The sequence below is a fragment of the Streptomyces sp. NPDC057900 genome, assembly GCF_042887885.1.
Taxonomy (GTDB): domain Bacteria; phylum Actinomycetota; class Actinomycetes; order Streptomycetales; family Streptomycetaceae; genus Streptomyces.
In genome coordinates this window covers 295,537-316,231 of record NZ_JBHVOI010000007.1, presented here as the reverse complement: position 1 = coordinate 316,231, position 20,695 = coordinate 295,537, and the positions used below count along the sequence as shown (strand labels likewise).

Sequence of the window (20,695 nt, the reverse complement as noted above, 5' to 3'; positions counted from 1 at the left end):
CCCGGTGCGGGCCGTCACAGCCCAGGGGCGCGTCTACGACCTGCCCCGGCTGCTCCTCAGTGACGCCCCCGCGCAGACCAACCCGAGCAGGGCGGTCAGGCCGCCGATGATGACGTTGTTGAGTACGACGCCCATGTCCGGGCTGCTGCCCACCACCCAGGGCGAGACGATCATCCAGGCGCCCATGGCGCAGATGGCCCAGCTCAGGCCATACATCCTTTGCGGCATCACGGTGAACCCGAGACCCAGCACGGCGATCGCGATACCCATGATCAGGTTGTGGTTCACCAGGGTGGTCTGGCTTGTCGTGAAGTGCAGCACCCAGGGCGAGATGGCGCAGTACAGGCCGACCAGGAACACCGGTCCGTCCACGAGCGCCACATCACGACCACCCATCACCCGGGCGTAACGATCGCGCATTTCGGAGGCGTCGGGGTGTCCGGCCAGGTCGTGGCCGGCGTGCGAGACGTTTGACATGAGGTTCGTCTCCTTCGCTCCCGCAGGCCAGTGAGCGCCTTGTGCGATGAGCGGCCTGCTATGCCATTCTGCTCTTATTTGTGCCTTATGTGTAGTTTCCAGGCAGCCCAATTTCGTCGGGAATCGCGACGGCGCGCGCCCCCGGTGGGTACCGGGGGCGCGCGCCGTTCAGCGGTGGGCGGTTACTTCGGGGGCATCAGGACGGAGTCGACGATGTAGACCGTCGCGTTGGCCGTCTGGACGTTGCCGCAGACGACCTTCGAGGAGTCGTTCACGGTGTACTCCATGTTCGAACCCGACGTCGTCAGCTTGCCCTTCTCCAGGGTCTCGAAGGAGCCCTTGTCCAGCTGCTTCGGCGCCAGCCTCTCGCCCACCACGTGGTAGGTGAGCACCTTGGTCAGCTCGGCCTTGTCGGCCAGCAGCTTGTCCAGGTCGGCCTTCGGGACCTTGGCGAAGGCGTCGTTGGTCGGGGCGAACACCGTGATGTTCTGCGCGTTGTTCAGGGTGTCGACCAGCCCGGCCTTCTTCACGGCCGTGACGAGGGTGGAGAGCGCCGGGTTGTGGGAGGCGGCCGTGGCGACCGGGTCCTTCGCCATGCCGTCGAAGGAGCCCGAGCCGCTCTTCGGTACGGAGGCGCAGCCGGGACCGAAGGGCTTGTCCATGTTCATCGAGTCGCCGGCGGAGGCGGAGGCCGATGCCTTCGCGGAGCTGGCGGTGGAGCCGGAGGCGCTGTCCTTGGAGTCGCTGGAACAGGCGGTGAGGGCGAGCGGCAGTACCACTGCCGCGGAGACGGCGACGGCGGCGCGGCGGATGTGGAGGGTCTTCATGATGTGCTCCTGGATCGGTCCGGGTAACGGATTGATTACGTGAAGTGAGTAAGGGTGGGGTGTGTGAGCCGGTGGGTGTGCTCCGCACGGAAGCGGGGCGACGGGGCGGGTGTCCGCTCAGGACACGTCGACCACCACCGAGTGCCAGCCGGTCGCCCCGTTGGGCACCGTGCCGACCCGTTTGTCGGTCTGGGTGACGCCGGTACGGTCCGTCGCGCGGACTTCGAGGGTGTGGTTGCCGGAGGTGGCCGGCCACTCCCACACCCACTGGCGCCAGGTGTCCCGGTTGTCCTCCGCGGCCAGCCGGGCGGTGTGCCACGGTCCGCCGTCCACCCGGACCTCGACCCGCGAGATCCCGCGGTGCTGGGCCCAGGCGACCCCGGCGACCGGGATCGTGCCGGGCTTCGGGGAGGCGAACGGGCGGGGGGTGTCGATCCGGGACTCGGTCTTGATGGGGGCCTGCTGGGACCAGGTCCGCTTGACCCAGTAGGCGTCGTAGTCGTCGAACGTGGTGAGCTCGATGTCCTTCATCCACTTGCAGGCCGACACATATCCGTACAGGCCGGGAACGACCATCCGGACCGGGAAGCCGTGCTCGAAGGGCAGTGGCTCACCGTTCATACCGAGGGCGAGCATCGCGTCGCGGCCGTCCATCACCGTCTCGACCGGGGTGCCGATGGTCATGCCGTCCACCGAACGCGTGATGATCTGGTCGGCGGGTCCGCCCCGGGACGGCGGCCTCACCCCCGCCTCGCGCAGCAGATCGGCCAGCCGCACCCCGATCCAGCGGGCGTTGCCGACGTACGGTCCGCCGACCTCGTTGGACACGCAGGTCATGGTGATGTCGCGCTCGATGATCTCGCGGCGCAGCAGGTCCTTGAAGGTGAGCTCCACCGGGCGCTTCACGCCCTTGCCGTGGATCTTCAGCTTCCACTCGTTCGCGTCGATGCGCGGGACGACCAGAGCCGTGTCCACCCGGTAGAAGCTCTTGTTCGGCGTGATGAACGGGCCCAGCCCCCGGATCCGCAGATCGGCGCCGGCCGGTACCGCCGGCGCCGCCGAGGCGGGCACGGGGAGCACCAGGTCGTGCCGGGAGGCGGTCGCCCCGGCCTGGACGGCGGAGGTGAGCCGACGGCCCAGCAGCCCGGCGCCCGCGGAGGCCGCGGCCGCGGCGCTCGCCGCGATGACGAAGCCCCGCCGGTCGAAGGTGCGAGGCGCCGGCCCCCCGCCCCTCCCGCCAGCCGCGGGGGAGGGACCGGGAACCAGGGCGAGCCGCCCGACCAGCAGATACAGCACCCCTGCGGCCAGTACGGCACCCACCGCGGAGGGCAGTGCGTCGGCCGGCTGCCCCTCCGGGCGGCCCACCGCCGCGACTGCCCCGACCACACCGAAGACCAGTACGGCAGCCGAGCCGATCCGCCGGTGCCGCAGCGCGAGCACTCCGATCACCACGGCGAAACCGGCCAGGATCACCAGGATTCCCAGCTCCAGGACCAGCTTGTCGTTGGTGCCGAAATGCCGGACGGCGAAGTCTTTCAGCGCCGGGGGAGTGCGGTCGATGACCGCGCCGCCCACCGCCGTGACCGGACCCGCCTCGGGACGGACCGCCGCCGCTGCCAGCTCGGCGACGGCCAGGGCGCTGAACCCGGCGATCAGGCCGCTGAGCGCGGCGAGAGCGGCTCGCGCCCAGCGGGATCGCCGGGACCCGGGGGCCCCGTCCTGCGCATCGTTCTGATCTTCGCTCACACCGGGGATTCGGCGCCGGTCGTCCCGCGGATTGGTCCCTCACCCGAATGGATGAGAGCGGATCACCGCCAATCCACGGTGCGACCTGCAACGAATCACACCTGAGAGGCATCCGCCGCTGCCCCGGAAACAGAAGGAGGGGTAAGTGGCGCCGGTGCTCGAAGGGAGCGGTATGACAGGGATGCGGCGACGGACAGCCGTGGTGGGCAGCGGGGTGGCCGGACTGACGGCCGCCCACATCCTGCGGAATGCTCACGACGTGACGTTGTTCGAGGCGGACGGCCGGGTGGGCGGCCACGCGCACACCCATGAACTGCCCGCGTCGGACGGCCGCGTCCACCGGGTGGACTCCGGGTTCATCGTGCACAACCGGCGCACCTATCCGCACCTGCTGCGGCTCTTCGCGGAACTCGGCGTCGCCACGCAGGAGTCGGAGATGAGCATGTCCGTGCGGTGCGAGGGCTGCGCACTGGAGTACGCGGGCGCGAGGGGCGCGGCGGGCCTGTTCGCCCGGCCGGGGGCGGCCCGCGATCCGGCCTATCTGCGGATGCTGGCGGCGGTGCCGCGCTTCCACCGGTCCGCCCGGCGCCTGCTGGCGGACGGCGGCCCCGGCGCGGACACCATGACGCTGGGCGAGTTCGCCGCCCGAGGCCGCTTCTCGGCGTACTTCACGGCCCACTTCCTGACCCCGCTCGTCTCCGCCGTCTGGTCCTGCGACCCGGTGACCGCGATGCGGTACCCGGCCCGCTACCTCTTCCGCTTCCTCGACCACCACGGGCTGCTCTCGGTCAGCGGCTCCCCGGTGTGGCGGACCGTGACCGGCGGATCGGGCGCCTACGTCGAACGGATCACCAAGGAACTCGGCGCCGTCCGCACATCGACCCCGGTCCGTGCGGTGCGCAGGCACCCCGACGGCGTGGAGATCACCACCGCCGACGACACCGCGGAACGGTTCGACTCCGTCGTCATCGCCACCCACCCCGACCAGGCGCTGCGCCTGCTCGCCGACCCCACGGACGAGGAGCGCGACACCCTCGGCGCGTTCCGCTACTCCCGCAACCCGACCCTCCTGCACACCGACACCCGGCTGCTGCCGAGCGCCGCAGGGGCCCGCGCCTCCTGGAACTACCTGATGCCGTCCTGCACCGCGAGCCCCGACCACGTCACCGTCAGCTACGACATGAACCGGCTCCAGCGGCTCGACGCCCCCGAGACCTTCGTCGTCACGCTGAACGGCGCGGACCGCGTCGCCCCCGGACTGGTCCGCGCCCGCATGGTGTACGAGCACCCCGTCTACACCCCGGAGTCGGTCGCGGCGCAGGCCCGGCTGCCCGCCCTGTCAGGACCGCGCACCGCCTACGCCGGGGCGTACCACGGCTGGGGATTCCACGAGGACGGCTGCCGCTCGGGGGCGGACGCGGCCCGAGCCCTGGGGGTGGACTGGTGAACGCCCTCTACCCGTGCACCATCGCCCACGTACGGTCCGCGCCCGTCACCTACGCGTTCCGGCACCGCACCTACCTGTGGCTGATCGACCCGGACGGACCGCCGCCGCTGCCCGCCGCCCTGCGCGTCCTGGCCCGCTTCGACCCGCGCGACCACTTCGGCGGCACGGCCCCCACCATCCGGGCCGGTCTGAGCCGCTTCCTGGCCGCGAACGGCGTCGACCTCGCCGACGGAACCGTACGGATGCTCACCCAGGCCCGGGTGTTCGGCCACGTCTTCAACCCGCTGACCGTCTACTGGTGCCGCCGCGCCGACGGCACCCCGCTCTGCACGGTCGCGGAGGTGCACAACACCTACGGCGAACGGCACTGCTACCTGCTGCGCCCCGACGCGGCCGGACGGGCCTCCACCGAGAAGGAGTTCTACGTCTCGCCGTTCTTCGGCGTCGACGGCGCCTACCGGATGCGGCTCCCGGAGCCCGGACCCCGGCTCGAACTGGCGGTGCATCTGGAACGGTCCGGCATGCGGCCCTTCACCGCCACCGTGCGCGGTGTACGACGCCCGGTGACCGCGCGCGTCCTGCTCGGCCTGGCGTTGCGCCACCCCTGGTCCACGGCGGTCGTCTCGATCGCCATCCGGCTGCACGGAATCCGCCTCCTGCTGCGCGGACTGCCCGTGCGGCCCCGTCCCCGCCACACCGTTCAGGAAGGAATGCAGTGAGCGTGTCCACGTCCCACTCCCCGTCGCCCCGGCCCGCGTCGTCCCCGGCCACCTCGCCCACGGCGGCTGTCCAGTCCCCGGTCCCGCCGTCCCCGGCGCACGTCCCGGACGCCGACCCGGAGCGCTGGCCGGATGTCGCCCGGCCGCCGCGCGCGTCCCGGCTGCGGACCGCCTTCGCGCGGCGGCTCGTACGCCACGCACTGGCCCGGCTCCCGCTCCGCGCCCGGCTCGCCGGACAGGAGGACATCGGCCTCGGCGGCCCCCTGATGGACATCCGCGACCCCGACGCCTTCTTCCGCAGGATCGGCGTGAACGGCCTGATCGGCTTCGGGGAGTCCTACATGGCGGGCGAGTGGGACTCGCCCGACCCGGTGGGTGTCCTCACGGTCCTCGCCGGGCACGTCTCCACCCTGATCCCGCCGCCCCTCCAGAAGCTGCGCGGACTCTGGGCCGGGCGCCGGCCCGCCGACCAGCTCGGCACCCCGGAGGGCGCCCGGGACAACATCAGCCACCACTACGACCTGTCCAACGAACTCTTCGCGCTCTTCCTCGACGAGACCCTCAGCTACTCCTCCGCCGTCTTCCGCAGCTTCCCCGCGGACGCCGAGGCGCTGCCCGCCGCGCAGCACCGCAAGATCGACCGGCTGCTCGACCTGGCCGGGGTCGGACCCGGCACCGAACTCCTCGAAATCGGCACCGGCTGGGGAGAGCTGGCGATCCGGGCCGCCGCCCGCGGAGCCCGCGTCCTCTCCGTCACGCTCTCCGCCGAACAGCGGGACCTGGCCCGCCGCAGGATCAGCGAGGCCGGGTACGCGGACCGGGCCGAGGTCAGGCTCTGCGACTACCGCAGCGTCGAGGGGAGTTACGACGCGGTGGTCAGCGTCGAGATGATCGAGGCGGTCGGCGCGGAGTACTGGCCGGTCTACTTCCGGACGCTGGAGGAGCGGCTGGCCCCCGGCGGCCGCATCGCCCTCCAGGCCATCACCATGCCGGACGACCGGATGCGCGCCTCCCGGACCACCTTCACCTGGATCCACAAGTACATCTTCCCCGGCGGACTCCTGCCGTCCGTCGAGGCCATGGCGGAGGTCACCGCCGGACACACCGGCCTGCGCATCGACCGGTGCGACGACTTCGGCACCCACTACGCGGAGACGCTGCGGCTGTGGCGCGAACGGTTCACCGAACGGACCGCGGAAGTCGACGCGCTCGGCTTCGACGCGACCTTCCGCCGCATGTGGACCTTCTATCTGGCCTACTCCGAGGCGGGATTCCGCTCCGGCTACCTCCATGTGCGGCAACTGCTGCTGACCCGTCAGGAAAACGCGTGATGACTCTTACCGGCAAGCGGGAAACGACCGGCGCCGCCCAGCGCCTCGAACCCCTCGTCGAGCAGCTGCTCGGCGGCGCCCTCCCGGTCAGGGTGCGGATGTGGGACGGCAGCGAGACCGGCGCCCCCGACGGCCCCCTGGTCCATGTCCGGTCCCGGCGGGCGCTGCGCCGGCTGCTCTGGGCACCGGGCGAACTCGGCCTCGCGGAGGCCTACATCACCGGTGACGTCGACGTCGAGGGAGACCTGGCCGAGGGGCTGCGGGCGATGCGCCTCGCGGTACGCGAGCGTGGGCTGCGCCCGCCGCGGCCCGGTGTCGGCGACCGGCTCCGGGCCGCCGGAACCGCGCTGCGGCTGGGCGCGGTGGGCCCCCGGCCGCCGGTCCCGGCCGCCCGCGCGGGACTCCACGGCGTCCTGCACAGCAAGTCCCGGGACCGGGCCGCGATCAGCCACCACTACGACCTCTCCAACGACTTCTACGCCCTGCTCCTCGACGAGACGATGGCCTACTCCTGCGGCTACTGGACCAGTGACGCACCCGGTTACGAAGCCGTCGACGCCCAGCACGACAAGCTCGAACTCATCTGCCGGAAGCTGGACCTGCGCCCCGGCGCCCGGCTGCTCGACATCGGCTGCGGCTGGGGATCGCTGACCCTGTACGCCGCGGAGCGGCACGGCGTCCGCGTCACCGCCGTCACCCTCGCCAGGGAACAGGCCGCCCACGTCCGCGCGCAGGTGGCGGCACGGGGCCTGGAGGACCTGGTCGAGGTCCGCTGCTGCGACTACCGGGACATCGACCGGGCGCCGGGCCACGAGGGCGGATACGACGCGGTGTCCACCATCGAGATGGGCGAGCACGTCGGTGACGCCGAGTACCCCGCCTTCACCGCGACGCTGCACGCCATGGTCCGCCCGCGCGGCCGGGTGCTGGTCCAGCAGATGTCCCGGGGCCGCGACGCCCCGGGCGGCGGCGCGTTCATCGAGTCGTACATCGCGCCCGACATGCACATGCGCCCGCTCGGCGAGACGGTCGCGCTGCTGGAGGGCGCCGGACTCGAAGTACGGGACGTCGAGGGGCTGCGCGAGCACTACGTGCGGACCGTCGACGCGTGGCGGGAGACCCTGGAGCGGAAGCAGGAGGAGTTCAGGGACCTGGTCGGTGAGGAGACCGTACGGGTGTGGCGGCTCTATCTGGCAGGCGGCGCCCTCGCCTTCGAGGAGCGGCGGATGGGCGTCGACCAGATCCTCTCCGTACGGCCGGAGGAGACCGGAGCGGCCGGGATGCCCGCCACCCGGCGGGGCTGGTACGGCGATCCGGCGTCGGTGCCGCCCGCCCGCGACGGCATGACGGCCGGGGCCACCGGATGAACGGCTTCGGATGGTCGGCGTTCGCACAGGGCCTCGCGCCCGCCGCGGGCGCCGCCCTCGCCGTCATGCTCGTCACCTTCGCCGTCGCCCTGCGCAAGGGCGTGCACCGGGTCGTGGACATCGCGTGGGGCCTGGGCTTCACCGCCGTCGCGCTGGTCTCGTACGCCATGTCGGCGGGCGGCGGGGGAGACGGCACCCGGCGGCTGCTGGTCACCGCGGCGACGGCGGTGTGGGGGCTACGGCTCGCCTGGCACATCGCCCGCCGGGGACGCGGGCACGGTGAGGACCCGCGCTACGAGAAGATGCTGGCCAGAGCGCCGGGCAGCCCCGCGCTGTACGCCCTGCGGAAGGTGTACCTGCTCCAGGGCGCGCTGGTCTGGCTGATCTCGCTGCCGGTGCAGGCGGCCGGGTACGTACAGGGGCCGGCCGGGGCCCTGGTGTGGGCGGGGACCGCGCTCTGGGCGGTCGGGCTCGCCTTCGAGGCGGTGGGGGACCACCAGCTGGCCCGGTTCAAGGCGGATCCGGCCAACCGGGGACGCGTCATGGACCGGGGGCTGTGGTCCTGGACCCGGCATCCGAACTACTTCGGTGACTTCTGCGTGTGGTGGGGCCTGTTCCTGATGGTCTGCGAGGCACCGGCGGCGGCCGCGGCCACCGTCGTGGCTCCCGTGTTGATGAGCTTCCTGCTCATCGGCGGCAGCGGAAAGGCCCTGCTGGAACGGCATATGGCCGAGCGCCCCGGCTTCGCCGAGTACACCGCGAGGACCAGCGGCTTCTTCCCCCGGCCGCCGCGCGGGACCTGACGACCCGTGCACGGTCAGCGGCGCAGTGGGCCCCGTACCTCCATCGCCTCCCAACGGCGGAGGTACGGGGTGAGCACCGCGAAGTGGCCCCGGCCCGCCGGGACGACCCGGCCCTGGGCGGGTACGGAGGCCACCGCGTCCCGGGGCGGGACCCGCGCCGCGTGGCGGTGGGCGGTCCCGCTCACGACATGTTCCCGTCGTGGCGCGGCTCATGCGGCCCGTATCCGGCCGGAACGCCCTGTTCCGGCCGGATACGGGCCACCGGCTCAGGCCGGCAGCTTCATCAGCGCCAGCGGGGTGGAGGTCGGCTGATCCGAGCCGCCCGCGGGCTCGACCGTGACGCCCATTCCGGTCGCGCCGTCCACCGGCCCGTCGAGCAGGGTCGCGTACGTCGTCGAGGAGGGGCCGGTCGCCTGCATCAGCCCTGCCGAGCGCATCGCGCCGTCGTCCTCGAACCACAGCTGGTAGACCTTGCCGCCGGGAGCCTCCGGCAGCCCCGAGGCCAGGAACACGGCCCGGTTCTCGCTCCTGGAGACGACCACGGTGCCCTTCGCGCCGTCGCTCAGCGTGGCCGAATCGGTCCGGGCGTCGGGCGCCGAGATCACCTCGGCCACCTGTGCGCTCCGCTGCTCGCTGGCGCGGGCGTCGGACCGGGCGTCCTGCGCCTCCTGGTTCTGCCAGACGGCGACGCCGCCGAATCCGGCCGCCGCGGCCAGGCACGCGGCCAGCGCGAACTTCGTCCAGCGCCCGGCCCTGGCCGCGCCGTTCCGCCGCGCCGTACCGCCGGAGCGGGCGCGGTGACCGCTGGACGGCGGCTCCTGGCGTACGGTCGTGATCTCCCGCAGCACCCGCTCGCGCAGATCCCGCGAGGGCGTGACCGACACGGCGAGGCCGAGCCGGGTGGCGGTCTCCGAAAGCTCCCGCACCTCCACGGAGCAGGCCTCGCAGTCGCCCAGGTGGCGTTCGAACTCCCGGCGCTCGGTCTCCGGCAGCGCGTGCAGGGCGTAGGCCCCGGTCAATGTGTGAAGTCCGGCGTTGCTCATGCGCTCACCCCCAGGCAGTCGCGCAGCCGGATCAGCCCGTCGCGCAGTCGAGTCTTGATCGTTCCGAGTGGTACCGCCAGCAACTCCCCGACCTCGCGGTAGGTCAGTCCTCGGTAGTACGCCAGCGTGACGGATTCCCGTTGCAGCTCCGAGAGGGTCCGCATACAGCGGCGGACCTGCTCCCGCTCCAGTCGGCTCTCGACCTGTTCGGTGACGTCGTCGAAGGCGGGGGTGCGGTCGAGCAGTGCCGCCTTGTGCTCACGGGCCGTCGTCGCCTCCACCGAGCGCACCCGGTCCACCGCGCGGTGATGGGCCAGCGTCAGCACCCAGTTCATGGCGCTGCCCCGGGCCGCCTGGAAGCGGGGCGCGGTGCGCCACACCTCCACCAGTACCTCCTGCGCGACCTCCTCCGACTGGGCGGGGTCGCGCAGGACGCTTCTCACCAGCCCGAGCACCGGGCCGCAGACGGCTTCGTATACCTGGGCGAAAGCGTCCTGGTCGCCTCTGGCGACCATCCCCAGGAGTTCCTGGAGGTCGGGTCCGGCCGAGGCCAGTCCGCTGATGTGCACGGCTTCTTTCACGCGGGCTTCCTCCCGGGACGGTCAACGGTCTCCACGGATGATTCGGAGCCGGTGGCGGTGCGGATTGGTCGGCGGACGAGAAAGTGTGCGGATCCTTCCACGTCCTGTTCCTTCCATGATCTGCGAAATTCGCGATACATCGCGGTTGACGCCTTCTTGGGACTCGCGATATGTTCGGTGACGAGTATTCGATGACGAGCGAAGGGTGGTAGGGGCGATGGCCAAGCGGCGCAAGCTCAGTAATCCTCTGGCACTCACGGTGATGGTGCTGCTCGCCGAGCGGTCGATGCACCCGTACGAGATCGCCCAGACCCTGCGCCGCCGGGGCAAGCAGCACAGCGTCAAGATCAATTTCGGCTCGCTCTACACCGTGGTCCAGAACCTGGAGAAGCACGGTTACGTGGAGGTCGCGGGCGTACAGCGGGAGGGCAACCGACCCGAGCGCACGCTCTACGGCATCACGGAGGCCGGGCGGACCGAGATGCTGGACTGGCTGTCCGATCTGATCGCGGTCCCGGCCGCCGAGTTCCCCGCCTTCGACACGGCCCTGTCGCTCCTTCCCGTCCTGCCGCCGGACGAGGTGGCCGAGCTGCTGGCGGACCGGGAGCAGGCCCAGGCCATGCAGGCCGCCGCGCTCCGGGGGGTCCTCGCCCAACTGGGCGGCAGGCTCCCCCGGGTCTTCGTCGTGGAGACCGAATACCAGGTCCACATGATCGAGGCGCAGCTGGAGTGGATCAGGAAGTTCCGTGGGGAACTCGAAGACGCCACCATCAGCGGCATCGAGGAATGGAAGTCGTTCCACGAGACGGGCGAGGTGCCCCAGGACTGGCAGGACCTGGACCAGCAGGACATCGTCCTCGATCCCGCACGCGAGGTGTGACAGGGGGAGGACGGGCAGCACAGAGAAGAGAAAAAAGACCCCGGCAGGCGCTGTTGGAGCAGCGCCCGCCAGGGTCTCGAACCCCGGACCGGACATGCCGTGACGGCGGGCCAGGCCATCGAGGTGCGGCACACCCAGGATAGCCCGGCACTCCTCACGCGGAACGGACCGGCGTACCGGGCACCCGGAGAACCGGGTGCCCCGCCGACCACAGGAGGGCTCTGTCATGAGCACCCGTGCGCCTGCCGTAGCGGCGCGACAGCTGATCAAGACCTATCCGGGTGACGTCACCGCGCTGAACGGAATGGACCTCACCGTCCCGTCCGGCGCCGTCTTCGGGCTCCTCGGGCCCAACGGCGCGGGGAAGTCCACCACCGTCAAGATCCTCACCACACTCGCCCGCCCCGACTCCGGCCACGCCTCGGTCGCCGGGCACGACGTCCTGCGCCACCCCGACCGGGTCCGCCGGGCCACCGGCGTGGTCGCCCAGAAGTCCGGCGCCGACCCGGTCGCCACCGGCCGCGAGAACCTGCTGCTCCAGGGCCGGCTGTACGGGATGCGGGGCGCCGCCGTCCAGCGGCGGGCCGACGAACTGCTGGACCGCTTCGGCCTCGCGGACGCCGCCGGGCGCCAGGTCAAGGGGTACTCGGGCGGGATGCAGCGCCGCCTCGACGTGGCACTCGGCCTGGTCCACCGCCCCGAGGTGCTCTTCCTCGACGAGCCGACGACGGGCCTGGACCCCGAGGCCCGCACGGCGATGTGGGACGAGATCTCCCGGCTGGCCGGCGAGGAGGGCCTGACCATCGTGCTCACCACGCACTACCTGGAGGAGGCCGACCGGCTCGCGGAACGCATCGCGATCGTCGACCGGGGCCGGATCGTCGTCGAGGGCACCCCCGACGAGCTCAAGGGCGAACTGCGCGGCGACGCCGTCCACATGGAGCTGCGCGCCGAGACGGACCGCGACACCGTCGGTGCCGCACTGGGCGGCCTGCCCGGCGTGTACGAGGTGCTGGTCGAGGGGCGCCGGGTCAGCGTCCGCGCCGAGGACGGAGCGGCGGCCGTACCGGGGCTGCTCGGCGCCCTGGAGCGGGCCGGTTCCGCCGTCGCCTCGGCCACCGTCGCCAGGCCCTCCCTCGACGACGTGTACCTGCGCTACGCCGGGCGCCGCTTCTCCGAGGCGGAGTCCGCCGGTTCACACGTCGCCCACGACCAGGTCACCGCGGGAGGCACCCGATGAGCGGTCAAGCCCTCTCCCAGACCTGGTACATGACCCAGCGCCAGCTGATGGCGATCCTGCGGCAGCCGGTCTTCCTGGTGATCTCGCTGATCCAGCCGGTGATCTGGCTGTTCCTGTTCGGCAACCTCTTCAGGAAGGTCGTCGAGCTGGGCGGCTTCGGTACCACGTCGTACCTGGACTACCTGATCCCCGGCATCGTCGTGATGAGCGCCCTGGGGTCGAGCATGTGGGCCGGCATGGGCACCCTGGAGGAGATCGAACGGGGCACGCTCAACCGCTTCCTGACGACCCCGGTCAGCCGCAACGCCCTGATGAACGCCAACGTCGTGCAGAACGGCATCAGTACGGCCGTGCAGTCCGTGGTCATCGTCCTGCTCGGCTGGGCCGCGGGCGCCGACTATCCGGGCGGGGCGGGCGGACTGCTGGTCCTGGTCGTCGCCTCGATCCTGCTCGGCACGGTCTTCGGCGCGCTCTCCAACGCCCTGGGCATGCTGGTGCGCCAGCGGGAGTCGATCATCGGCATCAACACGTTCCTGCTGCTGCCGCTGACCTTCCTGTCCTCCTCCTTCATGGCCCCGAGCCAGATGCCGTCGTGGATGCGCCACATCGCCGACTTCAACCCGGTCAACTGGGCGATGGTGGCGGGCCGCTCGGCGCTGAGCGCGGACCCGGACCGGTGGCTGGTGCTCAGCCGAGGGGGAGCGCTGGTGGTGCTCGCCGCCGTCGCGGTGTGGCTGTCGACCCGGACCTTCCGCTCGTACCAGAAGTCGGTCTGACCCGGCGGCCCCGCTCATGGCTGTGCCCCGGTCCTCGGACCGGGGCACAGCCATTCATGAGCCGGATTCGGCGCGGACGCCACCTACGCGGCGCTCTCCTCGCGTTCCACCTGTGCGTTCCACTCGCGCTTGACCGAGCGCCATGCGTCGTCGTTCTGGCCGAGCCGCCAGTAGCCGGAGATCGACAGCTGGGACAGCGGGATGCCTCGGTCCAGCCGCAGGTGGCGGCGGATGTCCTTGACGAAGCCGGCCTCGCCGTGGACGAACGCCTGCACCTCGCCCGCCGGGAACTCCAGATCCTTCACGGCGGCGGTGAGCGCCTCACCGACCGGGCGGTCGCCCCGGTGCAGCCAGGTCACCTCCGCGCCGTCCGGAGTGGTGATCTTCTGCTCCTCCGCGGCGTCCGCGACCTCGATGAAGGCGCGCACCACCGCGTCCGCGGGCATCTGCTCCAGCGCCGCGGCGATCGCCGGCAGCGCGCTCTCGTCGCCCACCAGGAGGTGCCAGCCGGCCGAGGCGTCCGGGCCGTAACCGCCGCCCGGCCCCAGGAACGTCACCTGGTCACCGGCCTCGGCACGGGCCGCCCACGGGCCCGCCAGGCCCTCGTCGCCGTGCACCACGAAGTCGATGGCCAGCTCCCGGGCGGCCGGGTCCCAGGAGCGCACCGTGTACGTACGCGTGGTGGGCCACAGCTCCCGCGGGAACTCCTCGCGGATACGGGCCATGTCGAAGGGGTGCGCGTAGTCGGCGCCCTCGGGGGCGAAGCAGAGCTTGACGTAGTGGTCGCTGTAACCGGAGAGCGCGAAGTCCGCGAGACCGTCACCTCCGAGCACGACCCGGATCATGTGCGGGGTGATCTGCTCGGTACGCAGGACCTGCGCACCCTGTGCCGTGGGGGCCTGCCGCGCCGGTCGTTCTGCCACGAGGTTCTCTCCCTGCCTGGGGCCGGTCTCGTACCAGCCGTCCTTAGGGTTACCTAACCTAACACCTCGTCCCTGAAGTGTCCTCAGTCATGTCCCCTGTGATGTCCCCGGCGGCGCTCTCAGCTCCGGAGCGTGAAGAGCAGTCGTTGCAGGGCGCCGCCCAGCCCCCACTGGTCCGCGAGGGCTTCGAGGGCCGCCGGATCCAGCGGCTCCGCGGGCAGCGCGGGGTCGAACTCCGGAAGCGGCACATCGCCGGCGACCCTTACCACCGTCGGCGCGACGGCCACGTAGTCGCGGGCCTCGTCGAGCCGTTTGCGCTGCGAGGGCGTCAGCTTCGCGGCCGGGTCGTCGACCGCCGCCATGATTCCGGCGAGGTCACCGAAGGCGTCCAGCAGCTTGGCCGCCGTCTTCTCGCCGATGCCGGGCACGCCGGGCAGCCCGTCGCTCGGGTCGCCGCGCAGCAGCGCCAGGTCCACATAGCCGGAGCCGTCCACCCCGTACCTCTCGCGCAGCCAGGCCTCGTCCGTCACCTGGAGCGAGCCGACGCCCTTCAGTGGGTAGAGAACCCGCACCTCGCGGGCGTCGTCCACCAGCTGGTAGAGGTCCCGGTCGCCCGTGACGATGTCCACCGGACCGGTCGCCAGGCCGGTCAGCGTGCCGATCACATCGTCCGCCTCGTACCCCGCCGCGCCGACCCGGGCGATCCCCAGGGCGTCGAGCACGTCCGCGATGACCGGCACCTGCGGGGCCAGCGTGTCGGGCGTCTCCTCCTCGTCGGGCAGCCCCGTGCCGGTCTCCACCGCGACGCGGTGCGCCTTGTAGGACGGGATGAGGTCGACCCGCCACTGCGGCCGCCAGTCCGCGTCCCAGCAGGCGACCAGATCGTCGGGCCGGTGGTCCTGGACGAGCCGGCCGATGAAATCGAGCAGTCCGCGCACGGCGTTCACCGGGGTGCCGTCCGGCGCGCGCACCGAGTCGGGGACCCCGAAATAGGCGCGGTAGTAGAGGGAAGCGGTGTCGAGGAGCATCAGGCGTCGCGTCACCCTCCTGATGATGCCGCACCCCACCGACAGTGGCCGCCACGGGCGCGGTTCCCGATCCCGAGCCACTTCTATGTGAGCTGGGTCACTCTCGTGTTTGGGCTGTGTAAGCGGGGGCAGGCGCGGCATTGGAGCGGACCACGTCGCATTTTCAACTAGTGCACGTGCCATGCGGACCGAATCCGCGCGCTCCACGGTCTGCCGGAGGGGGTGGCAGACCGTTTCGGTTCAACGCGTGAGGTGTATGTGTCAAGGCTGCAAGCCGAACACTTGTACAAGGTCTTCGGCAGACGACCCGATCAAGCCGTGCAGAAACTCGAAGGCGGCTCCAGTCGCGACGAGCTGCGCGCCGAGGGAACGACCGCAGCGGTGATCGACGCATCGTTCACCGTGGAACCGGGACAGATCTTCGTTGTGATGGGTCTGTCCGGGTCCGGCAAGTCCACTCTGCTGCGGATGCTCAACGGGCTGCTGGAGCCCACCGCGGGGAAGGTGCTGTTCGACGGCCAGGACCTGACCGCCCTGGCCCCCGCCGAACTGCGCCACGTCCGGTCCACCAAGATCAGCATGGTGTTCCAGCACTTCGCCCTCTTCCCCCACCGCAGCGTGCTGGAGAACGCCGGCTACGGCCTGGAGGTACAGGGCGTCCCGCGTGACGAGCGCAACCGGCGCGCCACCGAGGCCCTGGAGATGACCGGCCTGGCTGGCTGGGAGAACTCCTGGCCCGACGAGCTGTCCGGCGGTATGCAGCAGCGTGTCGGCCTGGCCCGCGCGCTGGCCACCGACGCCGACCTGCTCCTCATGGACGAGTCCTTCAGCGCACTCGACCCGCTGATCCGCCGCGATATGCAGGACCAGCTCCTGGAACTGCAGAAGCGGCTGAAGAAGACCATCGTCTTCATCACCCACGACCTCAACGAGGCCATGCGCCTCGGTGACCGTATCGCCGTGATGCGCGACGGGGAGATAGTCCAGCTCGGCAGCGCCGAGGACATCCTCGTCACCCCGGCCAACGACTACGTCGCCTCCTTCACCCAGGACGTCGACCGCTCCCGGGTGCTGACCGCGGGCGCGATCATGGCGGAGCCGGACACCGTCATCGGCACCAAGACCGACGCGGGCAAGGAACTGCGCACCCCGCAGGACGTCCTGCGGGAGGCCCCGGCCACCGTCACGGAGGGCACCCCGATCATCGAGCTGTTCACGCCCTGTTCGCAGAGCTCCGTCGCGGTCGCCGTGACCGACGACAAGGGCGAGCTCGTCGGTGTCGTGCCCCGTGCCAGGCTGCTCGCCGTGCTCGGTGAGCCGATGACCCCCGCGGAGGCTCCCCAGGACGCCGCGGCCTCGCTGAAGAAGGTGGCCAGTGTTTAGGCTCCACCTCGGCGACTGGGTCGACTCCGCCGTCGACTGGCTCCAGACCCATCTGGCCTGGCTCTTCGACGCCATCAGCTCCATAGTCAGCGGAATGTTCGACGGCATAGCCGCCGTGCTCTCCGCCCCCGCACCCCTGCTCTTCGCGGGCATCGTCGCCGTCATCGCCTGGTGGCTGCGCGGTCTGCTCGCCGGTGTGCTCGCGTTCGTCGGCTTCGCCCTCATCGACTCGGTCGAGTTGTGGGACGAAGCGATGGACACGCTCACCCTGGTACTCGTCGCGACGATCGTGACGCTGGTGCTGGCCGTACCGCTCGGCATCTGGGCGTCCCGCTCCAAGACCGTCAGCGCGGTGACCCGGCCGGTCCTCGACTTCATGCAGACCATGCCCGCCATGGTCTACCTGATCCCCGGCGTGATCTTCTTCGGCGTCGGTGTCGTCCCCGGCATCATCGCCACCATCATCTTCGCGCTGCCCCCGGGTGTCCGGATGACCGAGCTGGGCATCCGGCAGGTCGACGGTGAGCTCGTCGAGGCGGCGGAGGCCTTCGGCACCACCTCGCGCAACACCCTGCTGCGGGTGCAGCTGCCGCTCGCGCTGCCCACGATCATGGCGGGCATCAACCAGGTCATCATGCTGGGCCTGTCCATGGTGGTCATCGCCGGCATGGTCGGCGGCGGCGGCCTCGGCGGCTCCGTCTACCGCGCCATCGGCAACGTCGACGTCGGCCTCGGCTTCGAGGCCGGTATCTCCATCGTCATCCTGGCGATGTACCTGGACCGGATGACCAGCGCCCTGGGCCGCGAGGTCTCCCCGCTGGCCCGCCGCGCGCTCGCCAAGGCGCAGGCCGTGGCCGGCGGACTGAAGGTGTGGAACTACCGCCCGCAGCCCGTCGTCGCCGTGGCCGGAATCGTCGTCCTGGCGCTCGTCGCCGGAAGCATGAGCCTGTTCGGCGGCTCCTCGGACTCGGACAACACCGCGAAGACCGACCCGAAGAACATCGGCGCCGGCAAGACGGTCAGCATGGGTTACATCCCGTGGGACGAGGGCATCGCCTCCACCTTCCTCTGGAAGGAGCTGCTGGAGCAGCGCGGCTTCAAGGTCGACGCCAAGCAGTACGAGGCCGGCGCGCTGTACACCGGTATGGCCAACGGCCAGATCGACTTCGAGACGGACTCCTGGCTGCCGGTCACCCACGCCGCGTACTGGAAGAAGTACAAGGACCGCCTGGACGACATGGGCTCCTGGTTCGGACCCACCACGCTGGAACTGGCCGTCCCTTCGTACGTGAAGGACGTCAAGACCCTGGACGACCTCAAGGGCAAGGGCTCCAAGTTCAAGGGCCGCGTCGTGGGCATCGAGCCGAGCGCCGGTGAGACGGGCCTGCTCAAGGACAAGATCCTGCCGGGCTACGGCCTGGACAAGGAGTACAAGGTCGTCGACGGCTCCACGCCGTCCATGCTGGCCGAGCTGAAGCGCGCGTACGCCAAGAAGGAGCCCATCGTGGTTCCGCTCTGGTCGCCGCACTGGGCGTACAACCAGTACGACCTGACCAAGCTCAAGGACACCAAGAACCTCTGGGGCAAGGGCGACGGCATCCACACGCTGAGCCGCAAGGGCTTCTCCGACGAGAACCCCGAGGTCGGCAAGTGGCTGAAGAACTTCAAGATGACCGAGGACCAGCTCACCAGTCTTGAGGCGCAGATCCAGAAGAGCGGATCCGGCAAGGAGCAGGAGGCCGTCCGCACCTGGCTCAAGGCCAACCCGGGCTTCGTCGACAAGGCGGCTCCGGTCGCCGCGGCCAAGACCTCCAAGGGCGCCAACGGCAAGGACGAGCGCGAGCGCGCCGTCGAGATGGCCTGGTTCCCGTGGGAGGAGGACATCGCCGCCACGTACCTGTGGAAGGCCGTCCTGGAGGACCGCGGTTACAAGATCAACCTCAAGCAGTTCGAGGTCGGCCCGATGTACACCGCGATGTCCCGCGGTCAGCTCGACGTGCAGTTCGACGGCTGGCTCCCGTACACCCAGAAGAACTATTGGGACAAGTACGGCTCCAAGCTGACGGACGTCGGCTCGTGGTACGGCCCCACCTCGATCGAGGTTGCGGTGCCCAGCTACGTCAAGGACGTCAAGACCCTGGCGGACCTCAAGGGCAAGAGCTCGGAGTTCAAGGGCCGGATCGTCGGCATCGAGCCGGGCACGGCCACGATGGAGAACCTCAAGAAGAACGTGCTGCCGAAGTACGGCCTGGACAAGGAGTACAAGGTCGTCGACTCCTCGACGCCCGGCATGCTCGCCGAGCTGAAGCGCGCGTACGCCAAGAAGGAGCCCATCGCCGTACTCCTGTGGACCCCGCACTGGGCCTACAACGAGTACAAGATGACCAAGCTCCAGGACCCGAAGAAGGCCTTCGGTGAGGGCGACCGGCTGCACACCATCGCCTCCAAGGACTTCCCGGAGAACTACCCGCAGCTCACGAAGTGGTTCAAGAACTTCAAGCTGAGCGAGGACCAGCTCGGCGGCCTGGAGAACGAGATCCAGAAGCGCGGTACGGGACACGAGGAAGAAGCCGTGAAGGCCTGGATGGACAAGAATCCGGGCATCGCGGACAAGATGGCTCCGCAGCAGTAACCCGGTCGTGCCCCCACCAGGGGCGCGGCACAGGAAGGGGTGGTCACCGCCGACGGCGGAGACCACCCCTTCCGGGCTGTCCGGACGTCCCATTACCGGCCGTCCTCGCGTAACGGTGTGCGTAAGGTGCTGGCAGCCGGAAGGATGGGGAGTCGGGAGGGAGCCGGACATGGACGACAAGGAAACACTCCGGGTGGGCGCGGCGGTCCGACGGCAGCGCAGGTCCCTGGGGCTCACGCTGGCCGCGGTCGCGACGCGCAGTGGCCTGTCCGTACCGTTCCTCAGCCAGATCGAGAACGAACGGGCCAGACCCAGCGCCCGGTCCCTGGACCGGGTCGCGGACGCGCTGGAGACCACCACCGCGCGGCTGCGGGCCGCCGCCGACTCGGCGCGCGCCGTCGACGTCGTGCGCGGTACGCCACAGGACGGGGACGGGGTACGCCGGGTGGTGCGCGGACGCCACCAGCTCAGCGCCCTCGAATTCACCGGTGAGCTGGACCTCGGGCGCGAGTTCCAGCACCGCAACGACGAGGTGCTGTACGTGGCGGAGGGCGCCGCGGAGGTGGAGGCGGAGGGCCAGGCATACCGGCTGGAGCGCGGGGACACGCTGTTCCTGTCCGGCGGGGTGCGCCACCGCTGGCGGGCCACGGTCCCCGGCACCCGGCTGCTGTTCGTCGCGGTGGCCGAACACATCGACGCGACGTTCGACCCGCGCCGCTGAGGCGCGGAGCCGGTCACGGGCCGGCCGTCAGGAGGTAACAGCCGTGCGGGTCGTCTCCCTCGTCCCCTCGCTCACCGAGGCCGTCGCCGAGAGCGGCCCCGGGCTGCTCGTCGGCGCCACCGACTGGTGCACCCACCCCGCCGGACTGGCCGCCGCGCGCATCGGCGGCACCAAGAACCCCGACGTGCCCGCGATCCTCGCCCTGCGCCCCGATCTCGTCGTGGCCAACGAGGAGGAGAACCGGGAACCCGACCTGGCCGCGCTGCGGGCGGCCGGGACCGAGGTGCTCGTCACCACCATCCGCACGCTCGACGACGCGTTCGCGGAGCTGGACCGGCTGCTGACCGTGGCCTGCGGACTGCCGAGGCCCCGGTGGCTGGACGAGGCCGAGGCCGCCTGGGCGGCACCGGAGCCGCCGTCCGCCCCGCGCCGCGCCGTCGTCCCCGTCTGGCGCAGGCCCTGGATGGTCCTGGGCCGCGACACCTTCGCCGGTGACCTGCTCGCCCGGCTCGGCGTGCGCAACGCCTACGCGGACCACGCCGAGCGCTACCCCCGGATCCCGCTCGACGAGCTGAACGCGGCCGGCGCGGACCTGGTCGTGCTGCCCGACGAGCCGTACCGGTTCACCGCCGACGACGGCCCCGAGGCCTTCCCCGCGCTGCCCGCCGCACTCGTCGACGGGCGGTACCTCACCTGGTACGGACCGTCACTGGTACGGGCGCCCGCGGCGCTGCGGGCGGCACTGGGCTGAACGGCCCACCGCGTCCGAGG

Annotated in this window: 20 protein-coding genes; 12 read left to right on the top strand and 8 right to left on the bottom strand. The window is 71.0% G+C overall.

Annotated features, from left to right (window positions below; genetic code table 11):
• Window positions 1-33: 33 nt before the first annotated feature.
• From ACFVQ0_RS26030 to ACFVQ0_RS26020, 3 genes are all read right to left on the bottom strand, one after another.
• Window positions 34-477 (bottom strand): SPW repeat protein, encoded by a 444-nt coding sequence (locus ACFVQ0_RS26030; protein WP_390091611.1) that lies wholly within the window; start codon window positions 475-477, stop codon window positions 34-36.
• Window positions 478-659: 182 nt separating this feature from the next.
• Window positions 660-1,304, bottom strand: a complete 645-nt coding sequence (locus tag ACFVQ0_RS26025) for a fasciclin domain-containing protein (protein WP_390091610.1) — start codon at window positions 1,302-1,304, stop codon at window positions 660-662.
• Between the two features lie 117 nt (window positions 1,305-1,421).
• On the bottom strand, window positions 1,422-3,050 hold the full coding sequence (locus tag ACFVQ0_RS26020; RefSeq protein WP_390091609.1) for a molybdopterin-dependent oxidoreductase: 1,629 nt from the start codon (window positions 3,048-3,050) through the stop codon (window positions 1,422-1,424).
• 172 nt (window positions 3,051-3,222) lie between these two features.
• Between ACFVQ0_RS26020 and ACFVQ0_RS26015 the strand changes: the two genes are divergently transcribed.
• Genes ACFVQ0_RS26015 through ACFVQ0_RS25995 form a run of 5 tightly spaced genes read left to right on the top strand, consistent with a single transcriptional unit; the run spans window position 3,223 to window position 8,717 of the window.
• Entirely contained in the window at window positions 3,223-4,497 is a 1,275-nt protein-coding gene (locus ACFVQ0_RS26015) for an NAD(P)/FAD-dependent oxidoreductase (RefSeq protein WP_390091608.1), read from the top strand.
• Window positions 4,491-5,216 carry a DUF1365 domain-containing protein gene (locus ACFVQ0_RS26010; RefSeq protein WP_390091648.1) on the top strand — a complete coding sequence of 242 codons (726 nt, stop codon included), beginning with the start codon at window positions 4,491-4,493 and terminating at the stop codon, window positions 5,214-5,216. The genes ACFVQ0_RS26015 and ACFVQ0_RS26010 overlap by 7 nt, the downstream gene beginning before the upstream one ends.
• A complete protein-coding gene (locus ACFVQ0_RS26005) occupies window positions 5,213-6,547 on the top strand; it encodes a class I SAM-dependent methyltransferase (RefSeq protein ID WP_390091607.1) in 1,335 nt (444 codons plus the stop codon). The genes ACFVQ0_RS26010 and ACFVQ0_RS26005 overlap by 4 nt, the downstream gene beginning before the upstream one ends.
• Window positions 6,547-7,914, top strand: a complete 1,368-nt coding sequence (locus ACFVQ0_RS26000; RefSeq protein WP_390091606.1) for a class I SAM-dependent methyltransferase — start codon at window positions 6,547-6,549, stop codon at window positions 7,912-7,914. Before ACFVQ0_RS26005 ends, ACFVQ0_RS26000 begins: the two co-directional genes overlap by 1 nt.
• The gene (locus tag ACFVQ0_RS25995) at window positions 7,911-8,717 is read left to right on the top strand and encodes a DUF1295 domain-containing protein (RefSeq protein WP_390091605.1); all 807 of its coding nucleotides are present in this window, start codon (window positions 7,911-7,913) and stop codon (window positions 8,715-8,717) included. The genes ACFVQ0_RS26000 and ACFVQ0_RS25995 overlap by 4 nt, the downstream gene beginning before the upstream one ends.
• A gap of 14 nt (window positions 8,718-8,731) precedes the next feature.
• Here the strand turns inward: ACFVQ0_RS25995 and ACFVQ0_RS25990 are convergent, their stop codons facing one another.
• From ACFVQ0_RS25990 to ACFVQ0_RS25980, 3 genes are all read right to left on the bottom strand, one after another.
• Window positions 8,732-8,902, bottom strand: a complete 171-nt coding sequence (locus tag ACFVQ0_RS25990; protein ID WP_390091604.1) for a hypothetical protein — start codon at window positions 8,900-8,902, stop codon at window positions 8,732-8,734.
• A gap of 81 nt (window positions 8,903-8,983) precedes the next feature.
• Window positions 8,984-9,760, bottom strand: coding sequence for an anti-sigma factor domain-containing protein (locus ACFVQ0_RS25985; RefSeq protein ID WP_390091603.1), 777 nt, complete (start codon window positions 9,758-9,760; stop codon window positions 8,984-8,986).
• Window positions 9,757-10,341, bottom strand: a complete 585-nt coding sequence (locus ACFVQ0_RS25980; RefSeq protein ID WP_073737408.1) for a sigma-70 family RNA polymerase sigma factor — start codon at window positions 10,339-10,341, stop codon at window positions 9,757-9,759. The genes ACFVQ0_RS25985 and ACFVQ0_RS25980 overlap by 4 nt, the downstream gene beginning before the upstream one ends.
• A 217-nt stretch (window positions 10,342-10,558) precedes the next feature.
• Here ACFVQ0_RS25980 and ACFVQ0_RS25975 point away from each other — a divergent pair, with 217 nt between their 5' ends.
• The 3 genes from ACFVQ0_RS25975 to ACFVQ0_RS25965 all read left to right on the top strand — a co-directional run bounded on the left by ACFVQ0_RS25975 (window position 10,559) and on the right by ACFVQ0_RS25965 (window position 13,237).
• The gene (locus tag ACFVQ0_RS25975) at window positions 10,559-11,221 is read left to right on the top strand and encodes a PadR family transcriptional regulator (RefSeq protein WP_390091602.1); all 663 of its coding nucleotides are present in this window, start codon (window positions 10,559-10,561) and stop codon (window positions 11,219-11,221) included.
• Between the two features lie 226 nt (window positions 11,222-11,447).
• A complete protein-coding gene (locus ACFVQ0_RS25970) occupies window positions 11,448-12,461 on the top strand; it encodes an ATP-binding cassette domain-containing protein (RefSeq protein ID WP_390091601.1) in 1,014 nt (337 codons plus the stop codon).
• Window positions 12,458-13,237 carry an ABC transporter permease gene (locus tag ACFVQ0_RS25965; RefSeq protein ID WP_390091600.1) on the top strand — a complete coding sequence of 260 codons (780 nt, stop codon included), beginning with the start codon at window positions 12,458-12,460 and terminating at the stop codon, window positions 13,235-13,237. Before ACFVQ0_RS25970 ends, ACFVQ0_RS25965 begins: the two co-directional genes overlap by 4 nt.
• Window positions 13,238-13,320: 83 nt before the next feature.
• Here ACFVQ0_RS25965 and ACFVQ0_RS25960 read toward each other — a convergent pair whose 3' ends face one another.
• Together ACFVQ0_RS25960 and ACFVQ0_RS25955 are read right to left on the bottom strand one after the other, a co-directional pair.
• Window positions 13,321-14,160 carry a siderophore-interacting protein gene (locus ACFVQ0_RS25960; RefSeq protein WP_390091599.1) on the bottom strand — a complete coding sequence of 280 codons (840 nt, stop codon included), beginning with the start codon at window positions 14,158-14,160 and terminating at the stop codon, window positions 13,321-13,323.
• Between the two features lie 119 nt (window positions 14,161-14,279).
• Complete coding sequence (locus ACFVQ0_RS25955) at window positions 14,280-15,188, bottom strand: 5'-3' exonuclease H3TH domain-containing protein (RefSeq protein ID WP_390091647.1); 909 nt, start codon at window positions 15,186-15,188, stop codon at window positions 14,280-14,282.
• Between the two features lie 318 nt (window positions 15,189-15,506).
• Here ACFVQ0_RS25955 and ACFVQ0_RS25950 point away from each other — a divergent pair, with 318 nt between their 5' ends.
• From ACFVQ0_RS25950 to ACFVQ0_RS25935, 4 genes are all read left to right on the top strand, one after another.
• The gene (locus ACFVQ0_RS25950; RefSeq protein WP_390091598.1) at window positions 15,507-16,571 is read left to right on the top strand and encodes a glycine betaine/L-proline ABC transporter ATP-binding protein; all 1,065 of its coding nucleotides are present in this window, start codon (window positions 15,507-15,509) and stop codon (window positions 16,569-16,571) included.
• Entirely contained in the window at window positions 16,564-19,203 is a 2,640-nt protein-coding gene (locus ACFVQ0_RS25945) for an ABC transporter permease/substrate binding protein (protein WP_390091597.1), read from the top strand. Before ACFVQ0_RS25950 ends, ACFVQ0_RS25945 begins: the two co-directional genes overlap by 8 nt.
• A 169-nt stretch (window positions 19,204-19,372) precedes the next feature.
• Window positions 19,373-19,924, top strand: a complete 552-nt coding sequence (locus tag ACFVQ0_RS25940) for a helix-turn-helix transcriptional regulator (protein ID WP_024494137.1) — start codon at window positions 19,373-19,375, stop codon at window positions 19,922-19,924.
• A gap of 43 nt (window positions 19,925-19,967) precedes the next feature.
• Window positions 19,968-20,675 carry a helical backbone metal receptor gene (locus tag ACFVQ0_RS25935; protein ID WP_390091596.1) on the top strand — a complete coding sequence of 236 codons (708 nt, stop codon included), beginning with the start codon at window positions 19,968-19,970 and terminating at the stop codon, window positions 20,673-20,675.
• The last annotated feature ends 20 nt before the right edge of the window (window positions 20,676-20,695 follow it).